This is a genomic window from Comamonas aquatica NBRC 14918 (genome assembly GCF_000739875.1).
GTDB classification, from domain to species: Bacteria; Pseudomonadota; Gammaproteobacteria; order Burkholderiales; family Burkholderiaceae_C; genus Comamonas; species Comamonas aquatica.
In genome coordinates this window covers 40,972-61,453 of record NZ_BBJR01000037.1, presented here as the reverse complement: position 1 = coordinate 61,453, position 20,482 = coordinate 40,972, and the positions used below count along the sequence as shown (strand labels likewise).

The 20,482-nt window shown below is 66.8% G+C and carries 14 protein-coding genes; 8 read left to right on the top strand and 6 right to left on the bottom strand.

The window, feature by feature from the left end; translation table 11 throughout:
- Window positions 1-55 precede the first annotated feature (55 nt).
- The gene (locus CA2_RS07115; protein WP_042414631.1) at window positions 56-1,000 is read right to left on the bottom strand and encodes a PhoH family protein; all 945 of its coding nucleotides are present in this window, start codon (window positions 998-1,000) and stop codon (window positions 56-58) included.
- A 51-nt stretch (window positions 1,001-1,051) separates the two neighbouring features.
- Here CA2_RS07115 and ruvA point away from each other — a divergent pair, with 51 nt between their 5' ends.
- Genes ruvA through CA2_RS07090 form a run of 5 tightly spaced genes read left to right on the top strand, consistent with a single transcriptional unit; the run spans window position 1,052 to window position 6,041 of the window.
- Window positions 1,052-1,630 (top strand): Holliday junction branch migration protein RuvA, encoded by a 579-nt coding sequence (gene ruvA, locus CA2_RS07110; RefSeq protein ID WP_042414490.1) that lies wholly within the window; start codon window positions 1,052-1,054, stop codon window positions 1,628-1,630.
- Window positions 1,631-1,636: 6 nt separating this feature from the next.
- On the top strand, window positions 1,637-2,773 hold the full coding sequence (gene ruvB / locus CA2_RS07105) for a Holliday junction branch migration DNA helicase RuvB (RefSeq protein WP_245620903.1): 1,137 nt from the start codon (window positions 1,637-1,639) through the stop codon (window positions 2,771-2,773).
- A gap of 51 nt (window positions 2,774-2,824) precedes the next feature.
- Complete coding sequence (locus CA2_RS07100; RefSeq protein ID WP_052369860.1) at window positions 2,825-4,081, top strand: efflux RND transporter periplasmic adaptor subunit; 1,257 nt, start codon at window positions 2,825-2,827, stop codon at window positions 4,079-4,081.
- Entirely contained in the window at window positions 4,081-5,316 is a 1,236-nt protein-coding gene (locus CA2_RS07095; protein WP_042414486.1) for an ABC transporter permease, read from the top strand. The genes CA2_RS07100 and CA2_RS07095 overlap by 1 nt, the downstream gene beginning before the upstream one ends.
- Window positions 5,317-5,321: 5 nt before the next feature.
- Window positions 5,322-6,041 carry an ABC transporter ATP-binding protein gene (locus tag CA2_RS07090; RefSeq protein WP_042414483.1) on the top strand — a complete coding sequence of 240 codons (720 nt, stop codon included), beginning with the start codon at window positions 5,322-5,324 and terminating at the stop codon, window positions 6,039-6,041.
- Between the two features lie 43 nt (window positions 6,042-6,084).
- Here CA2_RS07090 and CA2_RS07085 read toward each other — a convergent pair whose 3' ends face one another.
- Window positions 6,085-6,765, bottom strand: coding sequence for a lysoplasmalogenase (locus tag CA2_RS07085; RefSeq protein WP_169741454.1), 681 nt, complete (start codon window positions 6,763-6,765; stop codon window positions 6,085-6,087).
- Window positions 6,766-6,991: 226 nt separating this feature from the next.
- Between CA2_RS07085 and CA2_RS07080 the strand changes: the two genes are divergently transcribed.
- The gene (locus CA2_RS07080; protein WP_042414480.1) at window positions 6,992-8,620 is read left to right on the top strand and encodes a peptide chain release factor 3; all 1,629 of its coding nucleotides are present in this window, start codon (window positions 6,992-6,994) and stop codon (window positions 8,618-8,620) included.
- Between the two features lie 166 nt (window positions 8,621-8,786).
- On the top strand, window positions 8,787-9,581 hold the full coding sequence (locus CA2_RS07075; RefSeq protein ID WP_042414477.1) for an HAD family hydrolase: 795 nt from the start codon (window positions 8,787-8,789) through the stop codon (window positions 9,579-9,581).
- 139 nt (window positions 9,582-9,720) lie between these two features.
- Here the strand turns inward: CA2_RS07075 and CA2_RS07070 are convergent, their stop codons facing one another.
- The 4 genes from CA2_RS07070 to CA2_RS07055 all read right to left on the bottom strand — a co-directional run bounded on the left by CA2_RS07070 (window position 9,721) and on the right by CA2_RS07055 (window position 18,906).
- Window positions 9,721-10,710 (bottom strand): Bug family tripartite tricarboxylate transporter substrate binding protein, encoded by a 990-nt coding sequence (locus CA2_RS07070; RefSeq protein WP_156105978.1) that lies wholly within the window; start codon window positions 10,708-10,710, stop codon window positions 9,721-9,723.
- A 159-nt stretch (window positions 10,711-10,869) separates the two neighbouring features.
- Window positions 10,870-11,448 (bottom strand): GIY-YIG nuclease family protein, encoded by a 579-nt coding sequence (locus CA2_RS07065; protein WP_042414473.1) that lies wholly within the window; start codon window positions 11,446-11,448, stop codon window positions 10,870-10,872.
- Window positions 11,449-11,465: 17 nt separating this feature from the next.
- Complete coding sequence (gene uvrA, locus CA2_RS07060; RefSeq protein ID WP_042414470.1) at window positions 11,466-17,396, bottom strand: excinuclease ABC subunit UvrA; 5,931 nt, start codon at window positions 17,394-17,396, stop codon at window positions 11,466-11,468.
- 169 nt (window positions 17,397-17,565) lie between these two features.
- Window positions 17,566-18,906 (bottom strand): MFS transporter, encoded by a 1,341-nt coding sequence (locus CA2_RS07055; RefSeq protein ID WP_042414467.1) that lies wholly within the window; start codon window positions 18,904-18,906, stop codon window positions 17,566-17,568.
- 422 nt (window positions 18,907-19,328) lie between these two features.
- On the opposite strand from CA2_RS07055, the gene cyoA reads away from it, so the two are divergent.
- Complete coding sequence (gene cyoA, locus CA2_RS07050) at window positions 19,329-20,375, top strand: ubiquinol oxidase subunit II (RefSeq protein ID WP_042414464.1); 1,047 nt, start codon at window positions 19,329-19,331, stop codon at window positions 20,373-20,375.
- The last annotated feature ends 107 nt before the right edge of the window (window positions 20,376-20,482 follow it).

Genomic DNA, 20,482 nt, shown 5'->3' with positions numbered 1-20,482 from the left:
TTTGGGCTCTGGCGCTTGCTGGTCAAGCGCTGTTAGCTATGGATTTTTGAAAATCTCAGCCGCGGCTGCGACCGTTGCCGGCATCGTAGGCGTCGACGATGCGCGCCACGAGCGGGTGGCGCACCACGTCGGCGGTGGTGAAGCGGTTGATGGCAATGCCCTTGACGCGCTTAAGTACGCGCTCGGCATCGATCAGGCCGCTCATTGCGCCCTTGGGCAGGTCGATCTGGCTGACGTCGCCGGTGACCACGGCCTTGGCGCCAAAGCCGATGCGGGTCAGGAACATCTTCATCTGCTCGGGCGTGGTGTTCTGCGCCTCGTCCAGGATGACGAAGGCGTTGTTCAGCGTGCGCCCGCGCATGAAGGCCAGCGGGGCGATCTCCAGCACGTTGCGCTCGAAGGCCTTTTGCACCTTCTCGTAGCCCATCAGGTCGTACAGCGCGTCGTACAGCGGGCGCAGATAGGGGTCGACCTTCTGCGTCAGGTCGCCGGGCAGGAAGCCCAGGCGCTCGCCGGCCTCCACGGCCGGGCGGGTCAGCACGATGCGCTGCACGGCGCTGCGCTCCAGCGCGTCCACGGCGCAGGCCACGGCCAGGTAGGTCTTTCCGGTGCCGGCAGGGCCGATGCCGAAGGTGATGTCGTGCTCGGCAATGTTCTGCAGGTACAGCGCCTGGTTGGGCGTGCGCGCGCGCAGGTCGGCGCGGCGCGTGGTCAGCTGCATGGCGGTGGCGTCGGGCTCCAGCATCTCGGCATCGCCGGCCAGCATCAGCTGCAGCGTGTCCTCGGGGATGGCGTGGTCGGCCATTTCATACAGCGCCTGCAGCAGCTCCAGCGCCTGCTGGGCCTTGGCCTTGGGGCCGTCGACCTTGAACTGCTCGTGGCGGTGGGCAATCTTGACCTGCAGGCCGGTTTCGATGGTGCGCAGGTGGGCGTCGGCCGGGCCACACAGGTGGGTCAGGCGCAGGTTGTTGTGCGGTGTGAAGGTGTGGCGCAAGATCACGCTGATAATTCCCTGGAGGAAGGCCGCGCCGGGCGGCAACAAAGGATCGCAATGATAGGCAAATTGACAGGTTCCCTGCTGGAGAAGAACCCGCCCCAAGTCCTGGTGGACTGCCATGGCGTGGGTTACGAGGTGCAGGTGCCCATGAGTACGTTCTACAACCTGCCCGCACTGGGGGAGCCGGTCAGTCTGCTGACGCACTTTATCGTGCGCGAGGATGCGCAGCTGCTGTATGGGTTTGCGACCGCACAGGAGCGTCAGACATTCCGCGAGCTGATCAAGGTCAGCGGCATCGGACCGCGCATGGCCCTGTCCCTGCTGTCGGGCATGACCATCGAGGACCTGGTGCAGGCCATCGCCCTGCAGGAAGTGGGGCGCCTGGTGAAGGTGCCGGGCATCGGCAAGAAGACCGCCGAGCGCCTGCTGCTGGAGCTCAAGGGCAAGCTGGGCGATGCCGTGGTGGGCACGGCCGCGGCGCAGGTCCAAAACGATGCCCAGTCCGACATCCTGCAGGCGCTGCTGGCGCTGGGCTATTCGGACAAGGAAGCGGCGGCCAGCCTCAAAGCCCTGCCCGCTGATGTGGGCGTGAGCGAGGGCATCAAGCTGGCCCTCAAGGCCTTGGCAAAGTAAGCCGCCATGAGCATCCACACCGAAGATTTTGGCGATTTCGAGGCCACGCCGGCGCGCAAGCCGCGCGCCAAGGCTGCGCCCCAGGCGCCGCGCCCGGACGACCCAGGCCAGCCCGCCGTGCGCAGCAGCGCCATCTCGCCCGCGCCGGTCAACAAGCACGAAGAGGTGCTGGAGCGCGCCCTGCGCCCCAAATTGCTGCAGGAATACGTGGGCCAGGAAAAGGCGCGCGAGCAGCTGGAAATCTTCATCGGTGCGGCGCGCAAGCGCGGCGAGGCGCTGGACCACGTGCTGCTGTTCGGCCCGCCCGGCCTGGGCAAGACCACGCTGTCCCACATCATTGCCGCCGAGCTGGGCGTGAACCTGCGCCAGACCAGCGGCCCGGTGCTGGAAAAGCCCAAGGACCTGGCGGCGCTGCTGACCAACCTCGAGGCCAACGATGTGCTGTTCATCGACGAGATCCACCGCCTCAGCCCCGTGGTCGAGGAAATCCTCTACCCCGCGCTGGAGGACTACCAGATCGACATCATGATCGGCGAGGGGCCGGCCGCGCGCTCCATCAAGCTGGACCTGCAGCCCTTCACCCTGGTCGGGGCCACCACGCGCGCCGGCATGCTGACCAACCCGCTGCGCGACCGCTTCGGCATCGTGGCGCGGCTGGAGTTCTACAACGCCGAGGAGCTGGCGCGCATCGTCACGCGCAGCGCCGGCCTGCTGGGCGCACCCATCGATGCGGCGGGCGCGCAGGAAATCGCCAACCGCTCGCGCGGCACGCCGCGCATCGCCAACCGCCTGCTGCGCCGCGTGCGCGACTATGCCGAGGTCAAGGGCGACGGCACCATCACCCAGGACATGGCGCGCAAGGCCCTGTCCATGCTGGACGTGGACCCGCGTGGCTTTGACGTGATGGACCGCAAGCTGCTCGAAGCCGTGGTGCACCGCTTTGACGGCGGCCCGGTGGGCGTGGACAACATCGCGGCCAGCATTGGCGAGGACGCGGGCACGATCGAGGACGTGATCGAGCCCTACCTGATCCAGCAGGGCTATCTGCAACGCACGCCGCGCGGGCGCATCGCCACCAAGGCCGCCTACCAGCACCTGGGGCTGGTGGCACCGCAGGCGGCCGGCAGTCTGTTCAACGAATAAGGCCGCAACCGGGGCCGGCCGCACCGGCATCCGGGACCAGGGGAACGCACTGTGAGTCCACACGCATCTGAAACCACCCACGCGGCACCCGCCCGCCGCCCGCGCCGCTGGTGGTGGCTGGCCGGCGCCGCCGTGCTGCTGCTGGCTGCCGTCTGGGGCGTGCAGCGCTGGCGTGGCCCGCAGGTGCCCGCCGTGCAGGTGCAGGCCCAGGCGCTGGTGCGCAGCCTGCAGTTTTCGGCCCGGGTGGAAACCCGCTCGCGCGTGGGCGTGGGCACCACCATCGTCGGCCGCGTCGAGCGCGTGGCCGTGCAGGAAGGCGACCACGTGCAGGCGGGTCAGCTGCTGGTGCAGCTGGAGCCCACCGAGCTGCAGGCCAGCGTGCAGCAGGCCCAGGCCAGCCTGGTCCAGGCGCGGGCCCAACTGGCCAATGTGCGCACCAATGGGCGCATCGGCAAGCAGTCGCAGGTGGCCCAGGCCCTGGCGACGCTGCAGCAGGCCCAGTCCGATTGGTCGCGCAACCAGCAACTGGTGCAGCAAGGTTTTCTGAGCCAGGCCAGCCTGGACGAAAAACGCAAGGCCCTGGGCGTGGCCCAGGCGCAGCTGCAGGCCGCCCAGGCCCAGGCCCAGGCGGCGGCCGAGGGCGGGGCCGAGCTGCAGGCCGCCGAGGCCCAGGTGCAGCAGGCGCAGTCGGCCCTGGCGGCCGCCCAGGCCAAGCTGCAGCAGACCCACATCGTCGCGCCCAGCGCCGCCAAGGTGCTGGCGCGCACGGTGGAGCCCGGCCAGATCGTGCAGGCCGGCACGGCGCTGCTGCAGCTGGCCCTGGAGGGGCCGACGCTGATCGTGGCCCAGGTGGATGAACGTTTTCTGGACCAGCTGCGCGATGGCCAGAGCGCCCAGGTGGTGGCCGATGCCTTTGCCGACCAGCGCCTGACGGCGCGCGTGGTGTCGATCGCCCCGGGCGTGGACGCGCAGCGCGGCGCGGTGGAAGTCAAGCTGGCGCTGCAGGCCGCGCCGCCGGACTTCCTGCGCGAGGACATGAGCCTGTCGGTGCAGGTCGAAACCGGCCGCCAGGCCCAGGCCCTGGTGCTGCCGCTGCAGGCCCTGCAAGGCCTGCGTGAAGGCCACAGCGCTGCCCAGGTGCTGGTGCTGCAGGACGGCCAAGCCACGCCGCGCCCGGTGCAGGTGGGCCTGCGCACCCTGGAGGCCGCGGAAATTGTGGACGGCCTGCATGCCGGCGACACCGTGCTGCTGCCCCCGGCGCAGGCCGGCCAGCGGGTGCGCGCGGCCGCGCCGCAGCAGGAGCGCTGATGGCCGTGCGCATGCCCTGGGGCTTCGAGTGGCAGGTGGCCCTGCGCTTTCTGCGCGAAGGGCGCATGCAAAGCCTGATGATCGTCGCCGGGGTGGCGGCGGGCGTGGCCGTGGTCACCTACATCACGGCGCTGATCCATGGCCTGCAGGCCAACACCGTGCGCAAGACGCTGGGCACGCAGGCCCACATCAGCCTGCGCGCGCCCGAGGATGTGGTCACGCCCCTGCCGCGCCCGGCGGTGGGCGATGCGGTGCTGCTGTCGGACACCCAACCGCGCGCCCAGCGCCTGCGCTCGGTGGCCAACTGGCAGCAGTTGCTGCCGGTGCTGGAGCGCGAGCCGGGCGTGATCGCCGTGTCGCCCATGGTCTCGGGCGCCGGGCTGGCGCTGCGCGGCGAGGCCTCGCAGTCCATCGCCCTGATGGGGGTGGAGCTGGAGCGCTACCAGCGCATCGTCAACCTGCGCGAGAAGCTGGTGGCCGGTGCCTGGGGTCTGGCCCCGGGCGAGGCCATGATCGGCACCGAGCTGGCCGCCGATCTGGGCGTGCGCCCGGGCGACCGCTTCACCATCGCCACCGGCACGGTGAACGAGCCGGTGCGCGTGACGGCTTTGCTGGACATGGGGCTCAAGGACCTGAACCGCCGCACTGTGATAATTCCGCTGCGCAGCGCGCAAAGCCTGCTGGGCGTGCCCGGCGGCGCCACGGTGCTGGAGATGCAGGTGGCCGACGTGTGGCAGGCCGATGCGATTGCGCGCCAGTTGCGTGCGCGCTACGACTATGAGGTGGAGAGCTGGCAGGACACGAACGCGCAGCTGCTCTCGGCGCTGAACGCCCAGACCATCAGCACCACGGTGATCCGCGTGGTGGTGCTGGTGGTGGTGGTGCTGGGGATTGCCAGCGTGCTGGTGGTCAGCGTGGTGCAAAAGCGCCGCGAGATCGGCATCCTGCGCGCCATGGGCACCACGCGCGGTCAGGTGCTGCGCGTGTTTCTGCTGCAGGGCGCGGTGGTCGGGGCCCTGGGCTCGGTCGGTGGGGTGCTGCTGTCCTGGGCCATGGTGCAGCTGTTCACCACCCTGGCGCGCAGCGCCGAGGGCGGCGCGCTGTTCGAGATCCACCTGACCCTGCCCGACGCCCTGAGCGCGGCGCTGATTGCCACCGTGTGCGGCGTGCTGGCGGCCGTGGTTCCGGCGCGCCGTGCGGCGTCCATGGACCCGGCCCAGGCGATACGGATGTGACCCCCATGGCCCACGACCCCACCACCGCGCCCCTGCTGCAGTTGTCGGCCGTGCGCAAGTCCTACAACGTGGGCCAGCCCAGCGAGGCCGAGGTGCTGCACGGCATCGACCTGCAGCTGCGCGCCAGCGAATTCATTGCCCTGGTCGGTCCCTCGGGCTCGGGCAAGAGCACCCTGCTGAACATCCTGGGCCTGCTGGAGCGCATGAGCAGCGGCAGCTACCAACTGCTGGGGCAGGAGACCCACCGGCTCAGCGACGACCGCCTGACCCTGCTGCGCCGCCAGAGCCTGGGCTTCGTGTTCCAGTTCCACCACCTGCTGCCGGCCTTCACCGCGCTGGAGAACGTGACCCTGCCGGCGCTGATGGCGCACGGGGTGGTGTCCGGCGCGGACAAGGACCGTGCCCTGCAGCTGCTGCGCGCCGTGGGCCTTGGCCAGGCGCTGCACAAGAAGCCGTCGGAGCTGTCGGGCGGCATGCAGCAGCGCGTGGCCATCGCCCGGGCGCTGGTGCAGCAGCCGGCCCTGGTGCTGGCCGATGAGCCCACGGGCAACCTGGACACGCAGTCGTCCGACGATGTGTTCGCGCTGCTGCGCGAGATCCATGCCCAGCAGGGCACGGCCTTTCTGATCGTCACCCACGACCCGCGCCTGGCGGCGCGCTGCGACCGGCTGGTGGAAATGGTCGACGGCCAGATCGCTCAGGACACACACACGCCACACATGTAGTGTTTTTGGCCGATAGCGCCCGTCCTGCCTGCGCAGGGTGCTCTTATTTTGTCTGTGGCACGCGCAGCACCTGCAGCATGCCGTGCACGATCAGCCCCTGGGCCAGGTAATAGCTGCCCAGCACCCACACGGTGGCGGCGGGCAGGGGCTGCACGAAGCGGTCGATCGCCAGGATGCTGTCGCTGACCATGAAGCTCAGTGCGCCCCAGGCCACACAGCGTGCGCTCGGGCTGCACAGCACCTGGGCGCGGCCGATGGCCTGGGCCGCCATGCCGGCAATCACCAGCACATAGGCGGCCACGGGCAGGCGCATGTCGGCGGGCAGGCCGTGTGTCGCCAGGTGGCCGTAGACCAGCGCGGCGCAGGCCAGCACCGCCAGCAGGGCCGGGCGGTGCGGCAGCCACGGCAGGCCCCGGTGGAACAGCACGATGTAGCAGCCGTGGGCCAGCAGGAAGGCCGCCAGGCCGGCGAGAAAGCCCTGCCCGGACAGCAGGCAGACATCGCCCAGCAGGCTCAGCGCCAGGCCGGCCAGCAGCCAGCGGGTGGCCACGGGCTGGCCGTGGCGGTCGGCGCGCCGCCAGACCAGGGCCAGGCACAGCAGCAGCGGCAGGGGTTTGAGCAGGGCATAGGCGGCGAAGGGCCCGAGGTGGCCGGCCAGCATGGCCAGCAGGGCGCACAGGGCCATGGCCCATTGCAGCGGATGGAGGTGGGCAAGCAGGTGCATGCCGGCCAGTCTGCGGGCCACGCGCACGGCTGGGCATTGGGGCTGTCCCGCCTTGCGGGGTGGGCCACGGACGCCGTGGGCGCGCATTCTCCGGGGCCGGTGGAGTTTCGTGCTTTCCCTTAAAATCGACCCTCTTTACCTTGAGAGGCCCGCTGCGCACTGCTGCGCTTGCGGCCCTTTGTCGCAAACGCGTGGCCGCCGCCACGACCGAACCCGTCCCCGACCAGTGTCATACGCTCCAGAAACCCGGCGTCGCCGCACCTTCGCCATCATTTCCCACCCGGATGCGGGTAAGACCACGCTGACCGAAAAGCTGCTGCTGTTCTCGGGTGCGATCCAGATCGCCGGTGCCGTGAAGGGGCGCAAGGCCAGCCGTCACGCCACCTCGGACTGGATGGAAATCGAAAAGCAGCGCGGCATCTCGGTGGCCTCGTCGGTGATGCAGATGAGCTACCGCGACCACGTCATCAACCTGCTCGACACCCCCGGCCACAAGGACTTCTCGGAAGACACCTACCGCGTGCTGACGGCCGTGGACTCGGCGCTGATGGTGATCGACGCGGCCAACGGTGTGGAATCGCAGACCCGCCGCCTGATCGAGGTTTGCCGCCAGCGCAACACGCCGATCCTGTCGTTCGTCAACAAGTTCGACCGCGAAGTGCGCGACCCGCTGGACATCCTGGATGAGGTCGAGCGCGAGCTGGGCATGCCCTGCTGCCCCATCACCTGGCCCGTGGGCCAGGGCAAGAGCTTCGGCGGCATCATCAATCTGCAGACGCAGACCATGACGGTGTTTGCCGCCGGCAGCGAAAAGCGCCCCGAGGACTTCGAGGTGATCCCGCTGACTGAAACCGACCGGCTGCGCGCGCGCTTCGGCCAGGCCTTTGACGATGCCATCGAGAGCATGGAACTGGCCCAGGGCGCGTCCGCCGAGTGGGACCACCAGGCCTTCCTGGAAGGCAAGCTGACCCCCGTGTTCTTCGGCTCCGGCGTGAACAACTTCGGTGTGATGGAAGTGCTGAACGCGGTGGTCGACATGTCGCCCCCGCCCGGCCCGCGCATCGCCTTCACCGAGGTGAACCGCAACCGCGAAGAGCGCACCGTGCACCCCGAGGACCCGGGCTTTGCCGGCGTGGTGTTCAAGGTGCAGGCGAACATGGACGCCAACCACCGCGACCGCATCGCCTTCGTGCGCGTGGCCAGCGGCAAGTACACGCCCGGCATGAAGATGAAGGTGCAGCGCACCGGCAAGGAACTGCGCCCCACGTCCGTGGTGACCTTCATGAGCCAGCGCCGCGAGGCTGTGGATGAGGCCTACGCCGGCGACATCATCGGCTTCACCATCCACGGCGGCGTGCAGCTGGGGGATTCGATCACCGACGGCCCCAGCCTGCAGTTCACCGGCCTGCCGTTCTTCGCACCCGAAATGTTCATGACCGTGGTGCTGAAGAACCCGCTGCGCACCAAGCAGCTGCAGCAGGGCCTGATGCAACTGGGCGAGGAAGGCGCGATCCAGGTGTTCAAGCCCGATGTCGGCGGCAACATGCTGCTGGGCGCCGTGGGTCAGCTGCAGTTCGAAGTGGTGCAGCACCGCCTGAAGACCGAATACGACTGCGACGTGCGCCTGGAAGGCTGCCAGTACACCGGGGCGCGCTGGATCACTGCCGATTCGCCCGCCGAGCTGCGCGAGTTCGAGAACGCCTACCCCATGCGCCTGGCGCACGATGCGGCCGACACCCTGGCCTTTTTGTGCACCAGCCCCTACGACGTGCGCCTGGCGCAGGAACGCTTTCCCAAGATCCACTTCCACCCGCTGCGCGAGCACGCGGGCCTGGCCCTGGGTAGTGCCCATTAATTGAAATCACTAGCGGCCTGCATGCGTCGTTGCCGAATCTCGCCGTAGCGCTGCGACTGTCTTCGATCCGGCGCCTCGCCTGCACCGCTGCGCTGGCCGCTACGGATTTCTACGCTGTGTTTGATCTCACCCGTGCCTGGCACGGGTTGGTTGTTGAGAGTTTGCTGTGAGCCAAGAATTTCTGCGCCCCTTGTCTGAACTGCCGGTGCCCGCGAACCTGCTGGGCGTGCTGACCGACATCGATGACACGCTGACCACCGAGGGCGTGGTGCCTGTGCACGTGGTGGCCGCCATCGGCCGCCTGCAGGCCGCGGGCCTGAAGGTGGTGCCCATCACCGGCCGCCCCGTGGGCTGGAGCGTGCCGTTTGCGCGCGCCTGGCCGGTGGAGGCCATCGTCGCCGAGAACGGCGCCGTGGCCCTGCGCCGCAACGACCGGGGCGGGCTGGACAAGCTCTACCAGCAGGACGACGACACGCGCGTGCACAACTTTGCCAAGATGCAGGAGGTGCTGGCGCAGATCGAGCAGCAGGTGCCCGGCGCGCAGCGCGCCACCGATTCGCATGGGCGCGAGTGCGACATCGCCGTGGACCACAGCGAGTTCACCACCTTGTCGCAGGCGCAAATCGACGCCTGCGTGGCCATCATGCGCGACGCGGGCATGAACGCCACCGTCAGCTCCATCCACATCAACGGCTGGTTTGGCGACCACAACAAGCTGGAAGGCGCACGCTGGATCGTGCAGAGCCTGTTCGGCATCGACCTGGACGCGACGCTGGGCCAGTGGGTCTACATCGGCGACTCGACCAACGACCAGCTGATGTTCCAGCACATGCCCCACAGTGTGGGCGTGGCCAACATCGCGCGTTTCGTGCCCCAGTTGCAGCACCTGCCGCGCTATGTGACCACGGCCGAGCGCGGCGATGGCTTTGTGCAGCTGGCAGACCACCTGCTTGCAAAATAAGAGCGTTTGGCACGCGTTGTTACTCAGTTTTCAACTGAAAAGCTTCTGAAATTCAGCCAGGACAAGCGGTAACTGCTCCTGAAATAAGAAAGCCCGCAGGCGACAGGCCATGCGGGCTTTTTTGTCGGCGGGGCCGTGCTCAGTCGATGCTGACCTGGGCCTTGGTGATCACGGCCTTGTACATGGCCGTGTCCTGGTCGATCAGCTGCTGGAACTGCGCGGGCGTGCTGCCGATGGCGCCAAAGCCCAGCTGCGTCAGCTTGGCCTTGACCTCGGGCGACTGCACGGCCTCGGCGATGGTCTTGGACAGCTTGTCGACGATGGGCTGGGGCGTGCCCTTGGGCGCCAGCACGCCAACCCAGGAGTTCATCACAAAGCCGGGGAAGCCCGCTTCCTCCATGGTGGGGATGTCGGGCTCACCGGGCCAGCGCTGCTTCGACGCCACGGCCAGCACCTTGATCTTGCCGCTCTTGGCGTGGGGCATGGGCACCAGGGCGGGGTCGAACAGCATGTCGACCTGGCCGCTCATCAGGTCGGCCAGGATGGGGGCGCTGCCGTTGTAGGGCACGTGCTGGGCATTCAGCCCGTTTTCCTGGGCCCAGCGCGCGCCGATCATGTGGGCGCTGGCGCCGGTGCCGCTGGAGGCGTAGTTCAGCGGCTGCTTCTTGCCGTACTCGGCCAGTTCCTTGGCGTTCTTCACCGGCAGCTTGTTGGCCGCGAACAGGAACATGGGCAGGTCGGCCACATGGCTGACGGCCACCAGGTCGCTGGGCTGGTAGGGCAGCTTCTTGTACAGCGACATGTTGACCGTGTACGCGGCCAGCACGCTGACGAAGTTGTAGCCATCGGCCGGTGCGCGCGCTGTCTGCGTCACGCCGATGGTGCTGTTGGCGCCGGGCTTGTTCTCGATCACCACGGGTTGGCCCAGGCGCTTGCCCACGGCCTCGAACACGGTGCGGCTGACGATGTCGGTGGAGCCACCAGGGGTGTAAGGGACCGTCACTTTGATCGCCTTGGTGGGCCAGTTGGCGGAGCTGTCTTGGGCCTGGCTGTGGGTGGTGAACGCCACGCTGCCGAAGGCCAAAACGATGGTCCATGCGCTGCGCTGGAAGTGGGCAATGCTTGCCATTGGTGTCTCCATTTCTTTGTTGTATGGGCAGCGGTGCCGCCTCTCCCTGAATGTCATCTTCTTGATAAAAAGGTGACATTTGAACTATAGAAATGAAGGGCAATCAACGGTCAGGGGGTTATCCCTTGCACCGTGTCGTGCAGGTGTCTGCCGTCTTAGTTAGACGCGCGAGATATGGCGTTTGCTGCCCGCGACACGCTCGACTTTGCCTTCCCGCATCAGCAGTCCCAAGATGCTGTACGACAAGTAATCTTTGGAGCCGCCGCCGTAATCGCTGCGCAGACCCAGCAAGCTGGCAACGTCTGAATTGCTCACCCCTTGGGGATTGGCGCGCACAAAGTTCAACACAGCTTCTTTGAGCAAACTCAGCCCCATCTGCGCGCGTTCTTGGGCACCCGTCGGTACCGTGATCGCCGTGCGCTGTTTGCGCGATAAGCCTGATGGCATCACGCTGTTGGTCAACGGGCCACCACTGTCTTCGGTGCCGAACGCGGCTATCAACTCTGCTTCAATCTTGAGTGACTCTGCTTCAGTCAAGTGCTGCACCAGTACTTCGACCAGTACCTTTGCCCCGCTTTCCACAATGGCCTGAATGCGCAGACCCTTGCGGGTGGTGTCAGGTTGGAGCAGGTGGTTAGAGGAGCGGGTGCCCGTACCTTTGCCGATATAAAAAGCCTGGGCGGGCGATGAGCGAGGGTCTTTGAGTGCGTAAACGTAGTAAGACTTGGCCTCGCTCATGCTGGCTCCTGGTGGGGTTAAGTGCGTGCAAGCACTGACTGTATTGCTTGCCCGGTGTGCGTGCCCAAGGCCACCACCTCTTCGGGGGTGCCAGCGGCCACGATGCGGCCACCACCGCTGCCGCCTTCGGGGCCCAGGTCGATGATCCAGTCGGCCTCGGCGATGACGTCCAGGTCGTGCTCGATGACGATCACGCTGTGGCCGCCGTCCACCAGGCGGTGCAGCACGCGGATCAGCTTGTCCACGTCGGCCATGTGCAGGCCCAACGTGGGCTCATCCAGCACGTACAGGGTGTGGGGCGCCTTGTTGCCGCGCTTGGTGATGTCGTCGCGCACCTTGGTCAGCTCGGTCACCAGCTTGATGCGCTGGGCCTCGCCGCCGCTCAGCGTGGGCGAGGGCTGGCCCAGCGTCAGATAGCCCAGGCCCACGTCCTTGAGCAGCTGCAGCGGGTGGGCGATGCTGGGCATGGAGGCAAAGAACTCCACGGCCTCGTCCACCTCCATCTGCAGCACATCGCCAATGCTCTTGCCGCGCCAGGTGACGGCCAGCGTCTCGGGGTTGAAGCGCGCGCCGTGGCAGGTTTCGCAGGGCACCTTCACATCGGGCAGGAAGCTCATCTCGATGGTGCGCATGCCCTGGCCTTCACAGGCCGGGCAGCGGCCTTCGCCGGTATTGAAACTGAAGCGCCCCGCGCCGTAACCACGGGCCTTGGCCTCCAAAGTATCGGCAAACAGCTTGCGGATGGTGTCCCAGAAACCGATGTAGGTGGCGGGGCAGCTGCGCGGGGTCTTGCCGATCGGCGTCTGGTCCACCTCCAGCACGCGGTCGATGGCTTCCGTGCCCCAGACGGCTTCACAGCCGACCAGCGTTGGCGTCTGGCCCGCTTGTGCCGCTTCGCGGCCTGCCTTGGTGGCGCGCTGGCTGACGAGGTCGGCCACATTGGTCAGCAGCACATCGCGCGCCAGCGTGGATTTGCCGGAGCCGGACACGCCGGTGATGGCCACCAGACGCTGGAGGGGCACGCTGGCCTCGATGTCCTGCAGGTTGTGCAGGTTCGCGCCATTCACCACCAGCCAGTGCAGCGGGCCGGTGGCTTTGCGGGGGTTGGCCAGTTCGGCATTCAGGGCCGCGCTGTCGGCAGCCAAGGCGGCGGCCGCATCGGCTGCGATCTGCTTTTTGGTGCGGTTTTTGGGTTTTGCGCTGGCTGCATCTGCGCTGGCAGCTTCTGATTGGATAGCGGCTGCATCCGCCACGCCATGCACTGCACGGCGCGCCTGGTAGGGGTGGCGCATGGCGTGCAGCAGGTAGCGGCCGGTTTGCGAATCGGCGGCGGCCATGATGTCGGCCGGCGTGCCCTGAGCCACCAGCTGGCCACCGCGCTTGCCGGCGCTGGGGCCGATGTCGATCACATGGTCGGCCCGGCGGATGGTGTCTTCGTCGTGCTCCACCACCACCAGGGTGTTGCCCTTGTCGCCCAGCTTGTGCAGGGCGTTGAGCAGGATGTGGTTGTCGCGCGCATGCAGGCCGATGGTGGGTTCGTCCAGTACATAGCACACGCCCTGCAGGTTGCTGCCCAGCTGCGCCGCCAGGCGGATGCGCTGCGCCTCACCACCGGACAGCGTGGGCGCGCCCCGGTCCAGGGTCAGGTAGTTCAGCCCGACTTCTTCCAGGAATTCCAGGCGGCCCAGGATTTCCGGCAGCAGGTCGCGCGCGATGTCGGTTTCGCGGCCGGTCGTCGTCAGTTCCTGGAACCACTGGCGCAGCGCGCTGACCGACAGGTGGGCCAGCTCGGTGATGGTTTTGCCGTGGAAGCGCACCGCGCGGGCGCGGGCGTTCAGGCGTGTGCCCTCGCAGGTCGGGCAGGTGCATTCCTCCAGGTCTTCGACTTCGTTGGCGGTCAGCGTCAGTTCGCGGCCGCGGTTGTCTTCGGCCAGCGTGCTGTCGTCGTAGACCTTGCGCTGCTCCTTGGTCAGCTTCACGCCCGTGCCCACGCAGTCGGGGCACCAGCCGTGCTTGCTGTTGTAGCTGAACAGGCTGGGCTCCAGCTCGGCATAGCTGGTGGCGCAGACCGGGCAGGCGCGCTGGGTAGAGAACACCTGCAGCGTGCCCACGCCCAGGCCTTGGCCGGGGGCGGCGATGGCGGCCTCCAGGGTGTCGATGCCGGACAGCACATGGACCACGCCCTTGCCGATCTCCAGCGTCTTGGCCAACTGCGCGCGCAGCTCTTTTTCGTTGGCCGCCGTGACCTTGACGCTGGCCACGGGCAGCTCGAGGGTGTGTTCCTTGAAGCGGTCCAGGCGCGGGAAGCCCGTGGTGGGCAGGAAGGCGCCGTCCACGCGCAGGTGCGTGTAGCCCTTGGGGCGGGCCCAGTCGGCCAGTTCGGTGTACACGCCCTTGCGGTGCACCACCAGCGGGGCCAGCAGGCCGATGTGCTGGCCCTTGAACTGGGTCAGCAACTGGGCGGCAATGCGCTCGGGCGTTTGCGGCTGCACGGCGGCGCCGTCGTGGATGCAGTGCTGTGTGCCCAGCTTGACGTAGAGCAGGCGCAGGAAGTGCCAGACCTCGGTGGTCGTGCCCACGGTGGACTTGCGCCCGCCGCGCGACAGGCGCTGCTCGATGGCCACGGTGGGCGGAATGCCCCAGACGGCATCCACCTCGGGCCGGCCCGCGGGCTGGACGATGGAGCGCGCATAAGCGTTCAGCGATTCCAGGTAGCGGCGCTGGCCTTCGTTGAACAGGATGTCAAACGCCAGCGTGGACTTGCCCGAGCCGGACACGCCGGTCACCACATTGAACTTGCCGCGCGGAATGTCCACGCTCAGGCCCTTGAGGTTGTGCTCGCGGGCGTTGACGATTTCAATGGCATTTTTGCCTGCTGGCGCTTTGTGGGCGGGCGCTGACAGCTCTTTTTTGTAGAGCATGGGCGCCACTTCTTCGACCAGCTGGCCGCCCACGCCCATGGCCAGGTCGTACTCGCGCAGTGCTTGCGCGGTGTGTGATCCGGGGACGTGGCGCACGTCCTCGGGCGTGCCCTGGGCCACGATCTGGCCGCCGCCGTCGCCCCCTTCGGGGCCTAGGTCGATCAGCCAGTCGCTGGCGCGGATCACGTCCAGGTTGTGCTCGATGACGATCAGGCTGTGGCCCGCCTCCAGCAGCTTGCGCAGCGCGCGCATCAGCTTGGCGATGTCTTCAAAGTGCAGGCCGGTGGTCGGCTCGTCGAACAGGAACAGCGTGCCCTTGCGCGCAATCTTTTGCTTGGATTTGGAGGCGGTCTTGGCCGCCTCGGCCAGAAAGCCCGCCAGCTTCAGTCGCTGGGCTTCGCCGCCCGACAGCGTGGGCACGGGCTGGCCCAGCTTCACGTACTCCAGCCCCACATCGACGATAGGCTGCAGGGCACGCAGGACCTCGGCATCCTGGCGGAACAGCTGGGCGGCTTCGGCCACCGTCAGCTCCAGCACATCGGCCACGTTCAGGCTGCGGCCATCGCGCTCCAGGGTGATTTCCAGAATCTCGGCACGGTACCGGCTGCCGTTGCAGTCCGGGCAGCGCAGGTAGACGTCGGACAGGAACTGCATCTCCACATGCTCGAAGCCCGAGCCGCCGCAGGTGGGGCAGCGGCCATCGCCGCTGTTGAAGCTGAACTTGCTGGCCGTGTAGCCGCGCTGGGCCGACAGCGGTGCGAGCGCAAACAGCTCGCGAATGCTGTCCCACGCACCCACGTACGAGACGGGGTTGGAGCGTGCGGTCTTGCCGATGGGTGACTGGTCGACAAACACCACGTCAGCCAGGTGGTCGGCGCCCAGCAGGCGGTCGTGCGCGCCGGGGCTGTCGGTGGGCTTGCCAAAGTGGCGCAGCAGGGCCGGGGCCAGGATGTCCTGGATCAGCGAGGATTTGCCTGACCCCGACACGCCGGTGATGGTGACCAGGCGTTGCAGCGGGAAGTCCACGTTCAAATTTTGGAGGTTGTGCTGGCGCGCGCCTTCCAGAATCAGGCGCGGGGTGGATTCGGTCACCATGCGCTTGACGCCAAAGCCCACCTGCTTGCGCCCGCCCAGGTAGGCGCCGGTCAGGGTGTCGGCGCGCTTGAGTTCCTCGGGCGTGCCGTCAAACACAATCTGCCCACCCTTGGCACCGGGGCCCGGGCCCATGTCGATCATGCGGTCGGCCGCAAACATCACGGCCGGGTCGTGCTCCACCACCACCAGGGTGTTGCCGGCATCGCGCAGGCGGTGCATGGCCTGGGTGATGCGCTCCATGTCGCGCGGGTGCAGGCCGATGCTGGGCTCGTCCAGCACAAATAGGGTGTTGACCAGGCTGGTGCCCAGCGCGGTGGTCAGGTTGATGCGCTGCACCTCGCCACCACTCAAGGTGCGGCTTTGCCGGTCCAGCGTCAGGTAGCCAATGCCCACGTCCACCAAATATTTCAGGCGCGTGCCGATCTCTTCGTTCAGCAGCTTCAGCGCCTGCAGCTCTCCCTCGGCCAGCCCGGTCTGGTTGCCCAGGTGCAGGCTGTCGAAGAAGCTGCGCAGCCGCGTGATGGGCAGGCGCATCAGGTCGTGCAGGCACAGGCCGGGCAGGGCTTCGAGCTGCGCGCGGCTCCAGGCCACACCGGTGGGCATAAAGCGTTGTGCAGGGGGCAGCACCGCATCGGCCTGCGCCTTGCTGCCGATGCGCCACAGCAGGCTTTCGGTCTTCAGGCGTGCGCCGGCGCAGGTGGGGCATTCCGTGTAGCTGCGGTACTTGGACAGCAGCACGCGGATGTGCATCTTGTAGGTCTTGGTTTCCAGGTACTCGAAGAAGCGGCGGATGCCGTACCACTGCTTGTTCCACTGGCCTTTCCACAGCGGTGAGCCTTCGATGACCCAGTGCTTCTGTTCCGGGGTCAGCTTGCTCCAGGCGATGTCGCGCGGGATGCCTTCGGCCTCGGCGTGGCGCATCAGGTCGTCCTGGATCTCCTTCCAGCCGGGCGTCTGGATGGGCTTGATGGCCCCGGTGCGCAGCGTGAGCTTGTCGTTGGGAATCACCAGGCCCCAGTCCACGCCAATCACGCGGCCAAAACCCCGGCAGGCGTCGCAGGCACCCACGGCGGAGTTGAAGGAGAACAGCGACGGCATGGGCGCGGTGTAGCTGAGGTTGCTCTCGGGACAGTGCAGGCCCTGCGAGAACTTCCACGTCTCAGCCTCGCCGGCTTCGGGCATGACGTACACGGTCAGGTGGCCGTTGCCGCGCTTGAGGGCGACCTCGATGGCCTCCATGGCCCGGGCGCGCTCCACGCGACTGAAGCGGAAGCGGTCGGCCACCACGTCCAGCACCTTGATGCTTTCGGGGGGCGCGGCCTTGGCCTTCTTGCCCTTGGCGGGCTCTTCGACGTGGGCGGCACGTTCGACGTCACGCTCGGCCTGCACCTTGGTGAAACCGCTGGCCGACAGCCATTGCTCCACTTCTTGCTGCGAGGTGTTGGCGGGCAGCTCGACCGGGAAGGTCAGTGCAATGCGTGGGTCGCCGGCCTGTTCGCAGCGCTGCTGCAGGGCGGCGAAGATGGTCTCGGCCGTGTCGTGCTGCACGGGCAGGGTGGTCTGGCGGTCGAACAGGTGGGCGGCGCGCGCGAACAGCAGCTTGAGGTGGTCGTTGAGCTCCGTCATCGTGCCCACGGTGGAACGGGAGTTGCGCACCGGGTTGGTCTGGTCGATGGCAATCGCCGGCGGCACGCCTTCGACGCGGTCCACGGCCGGCTTGTCCATGCGGTCCAGGAACTGGCGCGCGTAGGCGCTGAAGGTTTCCACGTAGCGGCGCTGGCCTTCGGCAAACAGGGTGTCGAACACCAGGCTGGACTTGCCCGAGCCGCTGGGGCCGGTGACGACGGTCAATTCGCCCGTGCGGATGTCCACATCCACGTTCTGCAGGTTGTGTTGGCGTGCGCCACGGATGCGGATCTGGCCTTGGGTCATGGTGTGCTGCGCGAAGAAGAAGCGTCAAAAACAAAGCGGCCGACCATTCTAGGCAGGCCGCCGCCGTGGATCGGCCGGTCTGGTCAAAGCGCATGCGGTCCGTGCTGGTAAACGGGCAGCAAAAAGGCCTGCTGGAGACAGCAGGCCTGGGGTGTGCGGCGTGGAGGTCTTATTTGCGCGAGGTCTCCAGCGCCCGGTTGATGCCCAGCGCGGCCAGGGTGCAGACGGCCCCCGACAGCAGGTAACCCCCGACCGCCACCGGACCGAAGTGCGAGGACAGGTACAGGGCCACCAGGGGTGCCAGGGCCGCGCCCAGCAGCCAGGCGAGGTCGGCCGAGTAGGCTGCCCCCACAAAGCGGAACTTGCGCGAGAAGTTGGCCGTGACCGTGCCCGAGGATTGGCCGTACGACAGGCCCAGCAGCGCAAAACCAATCAGGATGAACAGGTTCTGGCCGGCGGTGCCGCCATTGAGCAGCATCGGCGTGGCAAAGCTGAACAGGCCGATCAGCACCGCCATGGCGCCCAGGGTGTTGCGGCGGCCAAAGCGGTCCGCCATCCAGCCCGACAGCACGATGGCCGCGCAGGCCACCAGCGCGCCCGCCACCTGGGTCCACAGGATCTGCGGGGGCGAAGCTTCGCCGTACAAGGTCATCCAGGACAGCGGGAACACGGTGACCAGGTGGAACAGCGCAAAGCTGGCCAGCGCGGCCAGCGCGCCCAGGAACACGTTGCGGCCCTCACCGCTGCGCGCCAACTCAAGCGTGGGCGTGGGCGTGAGCTCCAGGGTCTGGAACATGGTGGTGTAGCTCTCGTCCGCGACCAGGCGCAGGCGGGCAAACAAGGCCACCACGTTGATGGCAAAGGCCACGCAGAAGGGATAGCGCCAGCCCCAGGCCAGAAGCTCCTCGTGCGAGAGCTGGCCGTAGATGTAGGCGAACACCGAGGCGGCCGCCACGAAGCCGATCGGCGCCCCCAGTTGCCCGATCATGGCGTACCAGCCCCGCTTGGCCTTGGGCGCATTCATCGCCAGCAAGGACGGCAGCCCTTCCCAGGAGCCACCCACGGCCAGGCCCTGCGCCACGCGCAGGCCCACCAGCCACCAGATGGCCGCCACGCCGATGCTTTCATAGCCCGGCAGCAGGGCGATGCCCACGGTGGCGCTGCCCAGCAGGAACAGGGCAATCGTCAGTTTGACGGCCATGCCCCAGCGGCGTTGCACGGCCATGCCCGCGGCCGTACCGACCGGGCGGGCGAAGAAGGCCAGCGCGAACACGGCAAAGGCCGCCAGCATGCCGTTGAGCGTGGTCAGGAAGGGAAAGTACACATAGGGGAACACCAGCACGCAGGCGATGCCGAACACGAAGAAGTCAAAGTATTCGGAGGCCCGGCCGATGATGACGCCGGCGGCAATCTCACCGGGGGTCACGTCTTGGTGGCCGTGGGCATGGGCCAAGCCGGGATCGACGGGTGCTGTTCCAGAAGGGGAGCCAGGGTGTGCAAAGCTGGTCATAGGTGCAACTCCTCGAGACGATGCACCTCTTGTACGCCGCTTGATGTGCGTCAACAAGCGAGATTTGCCTGCCCACCGTGTAGGAGAAGGGTTTGTCGGGAGGCTGAAGCGCTATGCAAGTGGCAAAAACCATGGCGACAAAGTGGGAGTGCCCTGTGGCTGGCTTGCCCCAATGTGGGGGTGCCCTTGACATTTATCAATGGGTTTTATTTATTTCAGGATTTCCTGAAAAAACAAGGATTTAGAGACGCTTTGATGGAAATCAATTGACACGGGCTGGTGTCAAGTTCCTACATAAAGACAACACACGGCACTGCGTTGAGCACCAAAGGGGCGCAGGAAGATGGACAGGCGGAGTAAATTCGGCAGGTTTTGTTATCCGCGTTTACACCTAACAACGCGCGTTTTTTCGCGTTCACAGCATGCCTACATCCACGGAAAACCGCGGGCCAGCCTGGCTCGCTGCCGCGGCTCTGCTAGCGACCCTCACGGGCTGCAGCAAGGCCGTCGTGCTCAATCCCGCAGGGGACATTGCTGCTCAGCAAGGCGACTTGGTGGTGACTGCCACCTTGTTGATGCTGATCATCATCGTTCCCGTGATCCTGCTGACCCTGTTGTTTGCCTGGAAGTACCGCCAGTCGAACACCGAGGCCGAGTACGACCCGGAATGGCACCACTCGACCGCTCTGGAGCTGGTCATCTGGAGTGTTCCATTAATCATCATTATTGCTTTGGGCGCTTTGACCTGGATCAGCACCCACAAGCTGGATCCCTACCGTCCCCTGGACCGCATCTCGGAAACCAAGCCCCTGGACCCTAACGTCCAGCCGCTGGAAGTGCAGGTGGTGTCCATGGACTGGAAGTGGCTGTTCCTGTACCCCGAGCAAGGCATTGCCACGGTGAACGAATTTGCCGCGCCGGTGGACCGTCCCATCCGCTTCAAGCTGACCGCCACCTCGACCATGGCCGCGTTCTACGTGCCTGATCTGGCCGGCATGATCTATGCCATGCCTGGCATGGAGACCCAGCTGAACGCCGTGATCAACAAGGAAGGCACCTACAAGGGCCTGAACTCGCACTACAGCGGTGCGGGCTTCTCGGGCATGACCTTCAAGTTCCACGGCCTGAGCAACGAAGGCTTCGACGCCTGGGTGCAGCAGGCCAAGACCGAAGGCAAGGTGCTCGATCGTGCCTCCTACCTGGATCTGGTCAAGCCCAGCGAGCGTCACCCTGTGACCCGCTTCTCGTCCGTGCAGGACGGGCTCTACAACCGCGTGCTGAACATGTGCGTGGAAGAGGGAAAGATGTGCATGCACCACATGATGGCCATCGACGCTGCTGGCGGCGCGGCCTACATGAAGAAGGTGGGCCTGAACCTGCCTGACGATGTGTGCTCGGTGGAGAACGCAGACCGCGTGGTGGCCCTCCTGGACCAGCGCGATTCCCAGGGTGCTGTGGCACAGCAATAAGCAAGGACGGCGGCCTTGATGCGCTCCGGCGCGTCAGGCAGCCACTGAAAGAGACACAACTATGTCTGGACAAACAACGCTGCCCCACGATCCGCTGATTGGGCGGA

Coding starts and splice junctions, on each gene's coding strand:
- ruvA (WP_042414490.1), top strand. CDS start 1,052: ATGATAGGCAAATTGACAGGTTCCCTGCTGGAGAAGAACCCGCCCCAA.
- ruvB (WP_245620903.1), top strand. CDS start 1,637: ATGAGCATCCACACCGAAGATTTTGGCGATTTCGAGGCCACGCCGGCG.
- CA2_RS07095 (WP_042414486.1), top strand. CDS start 4,081: ATGGCCGTGCGCATGCCCTGGGGCTTCGAGTGGCAGGTGGCCCTGCGC.
- CA2_RS07090 (WP_042414483.1), top strand. CDS start 5,322: ATGGCCCACGACCCCACCACCGCGCCCCTGCTGCAGTTGTCGGCCGTG.
- CA2_RS07085 (WP_169741454.1), bottom strand. CDS start 6,765: ATGCACCTGCTTGCCCACCTCCATCCGCTGCAATGGGCCATGGCCCTG.
- CA2_RS07070 (WP_156105978.1), bottom strand. CDS start 10,710: ATGGCAAGCATTGCCCACTTCCAGCGCAGCGCATGGACCATCGTTTTG.
- CA2_RS07065 (WP_042414473.1), bottom strand. CDS start 11,448: ATGAGCGAGGCCAAGTCTTACTACGTTTACGCACTCAAAGACCCTCGC.
- uvrA (WP_042414470.1), bottom strand. CDS start 17,396: ATGACCCAAGGCCAGATCCGCATCCGTGGCGCACGCCAACACAACCTG.
- CA2_RS07055 (WP_042414467.1), bottom strand. CDS start 18,906: ATGACCAGCTTTGCACACCCTGGCTCCCCTTCTGGAACAGCACCCGTC.
- cyoA (WP_042414464.1), top strand. CDS start 19,329: ATGCCTACATCCACGGAAAACCGCGGGCCAGCCTGGCTCGCTGCCGCG.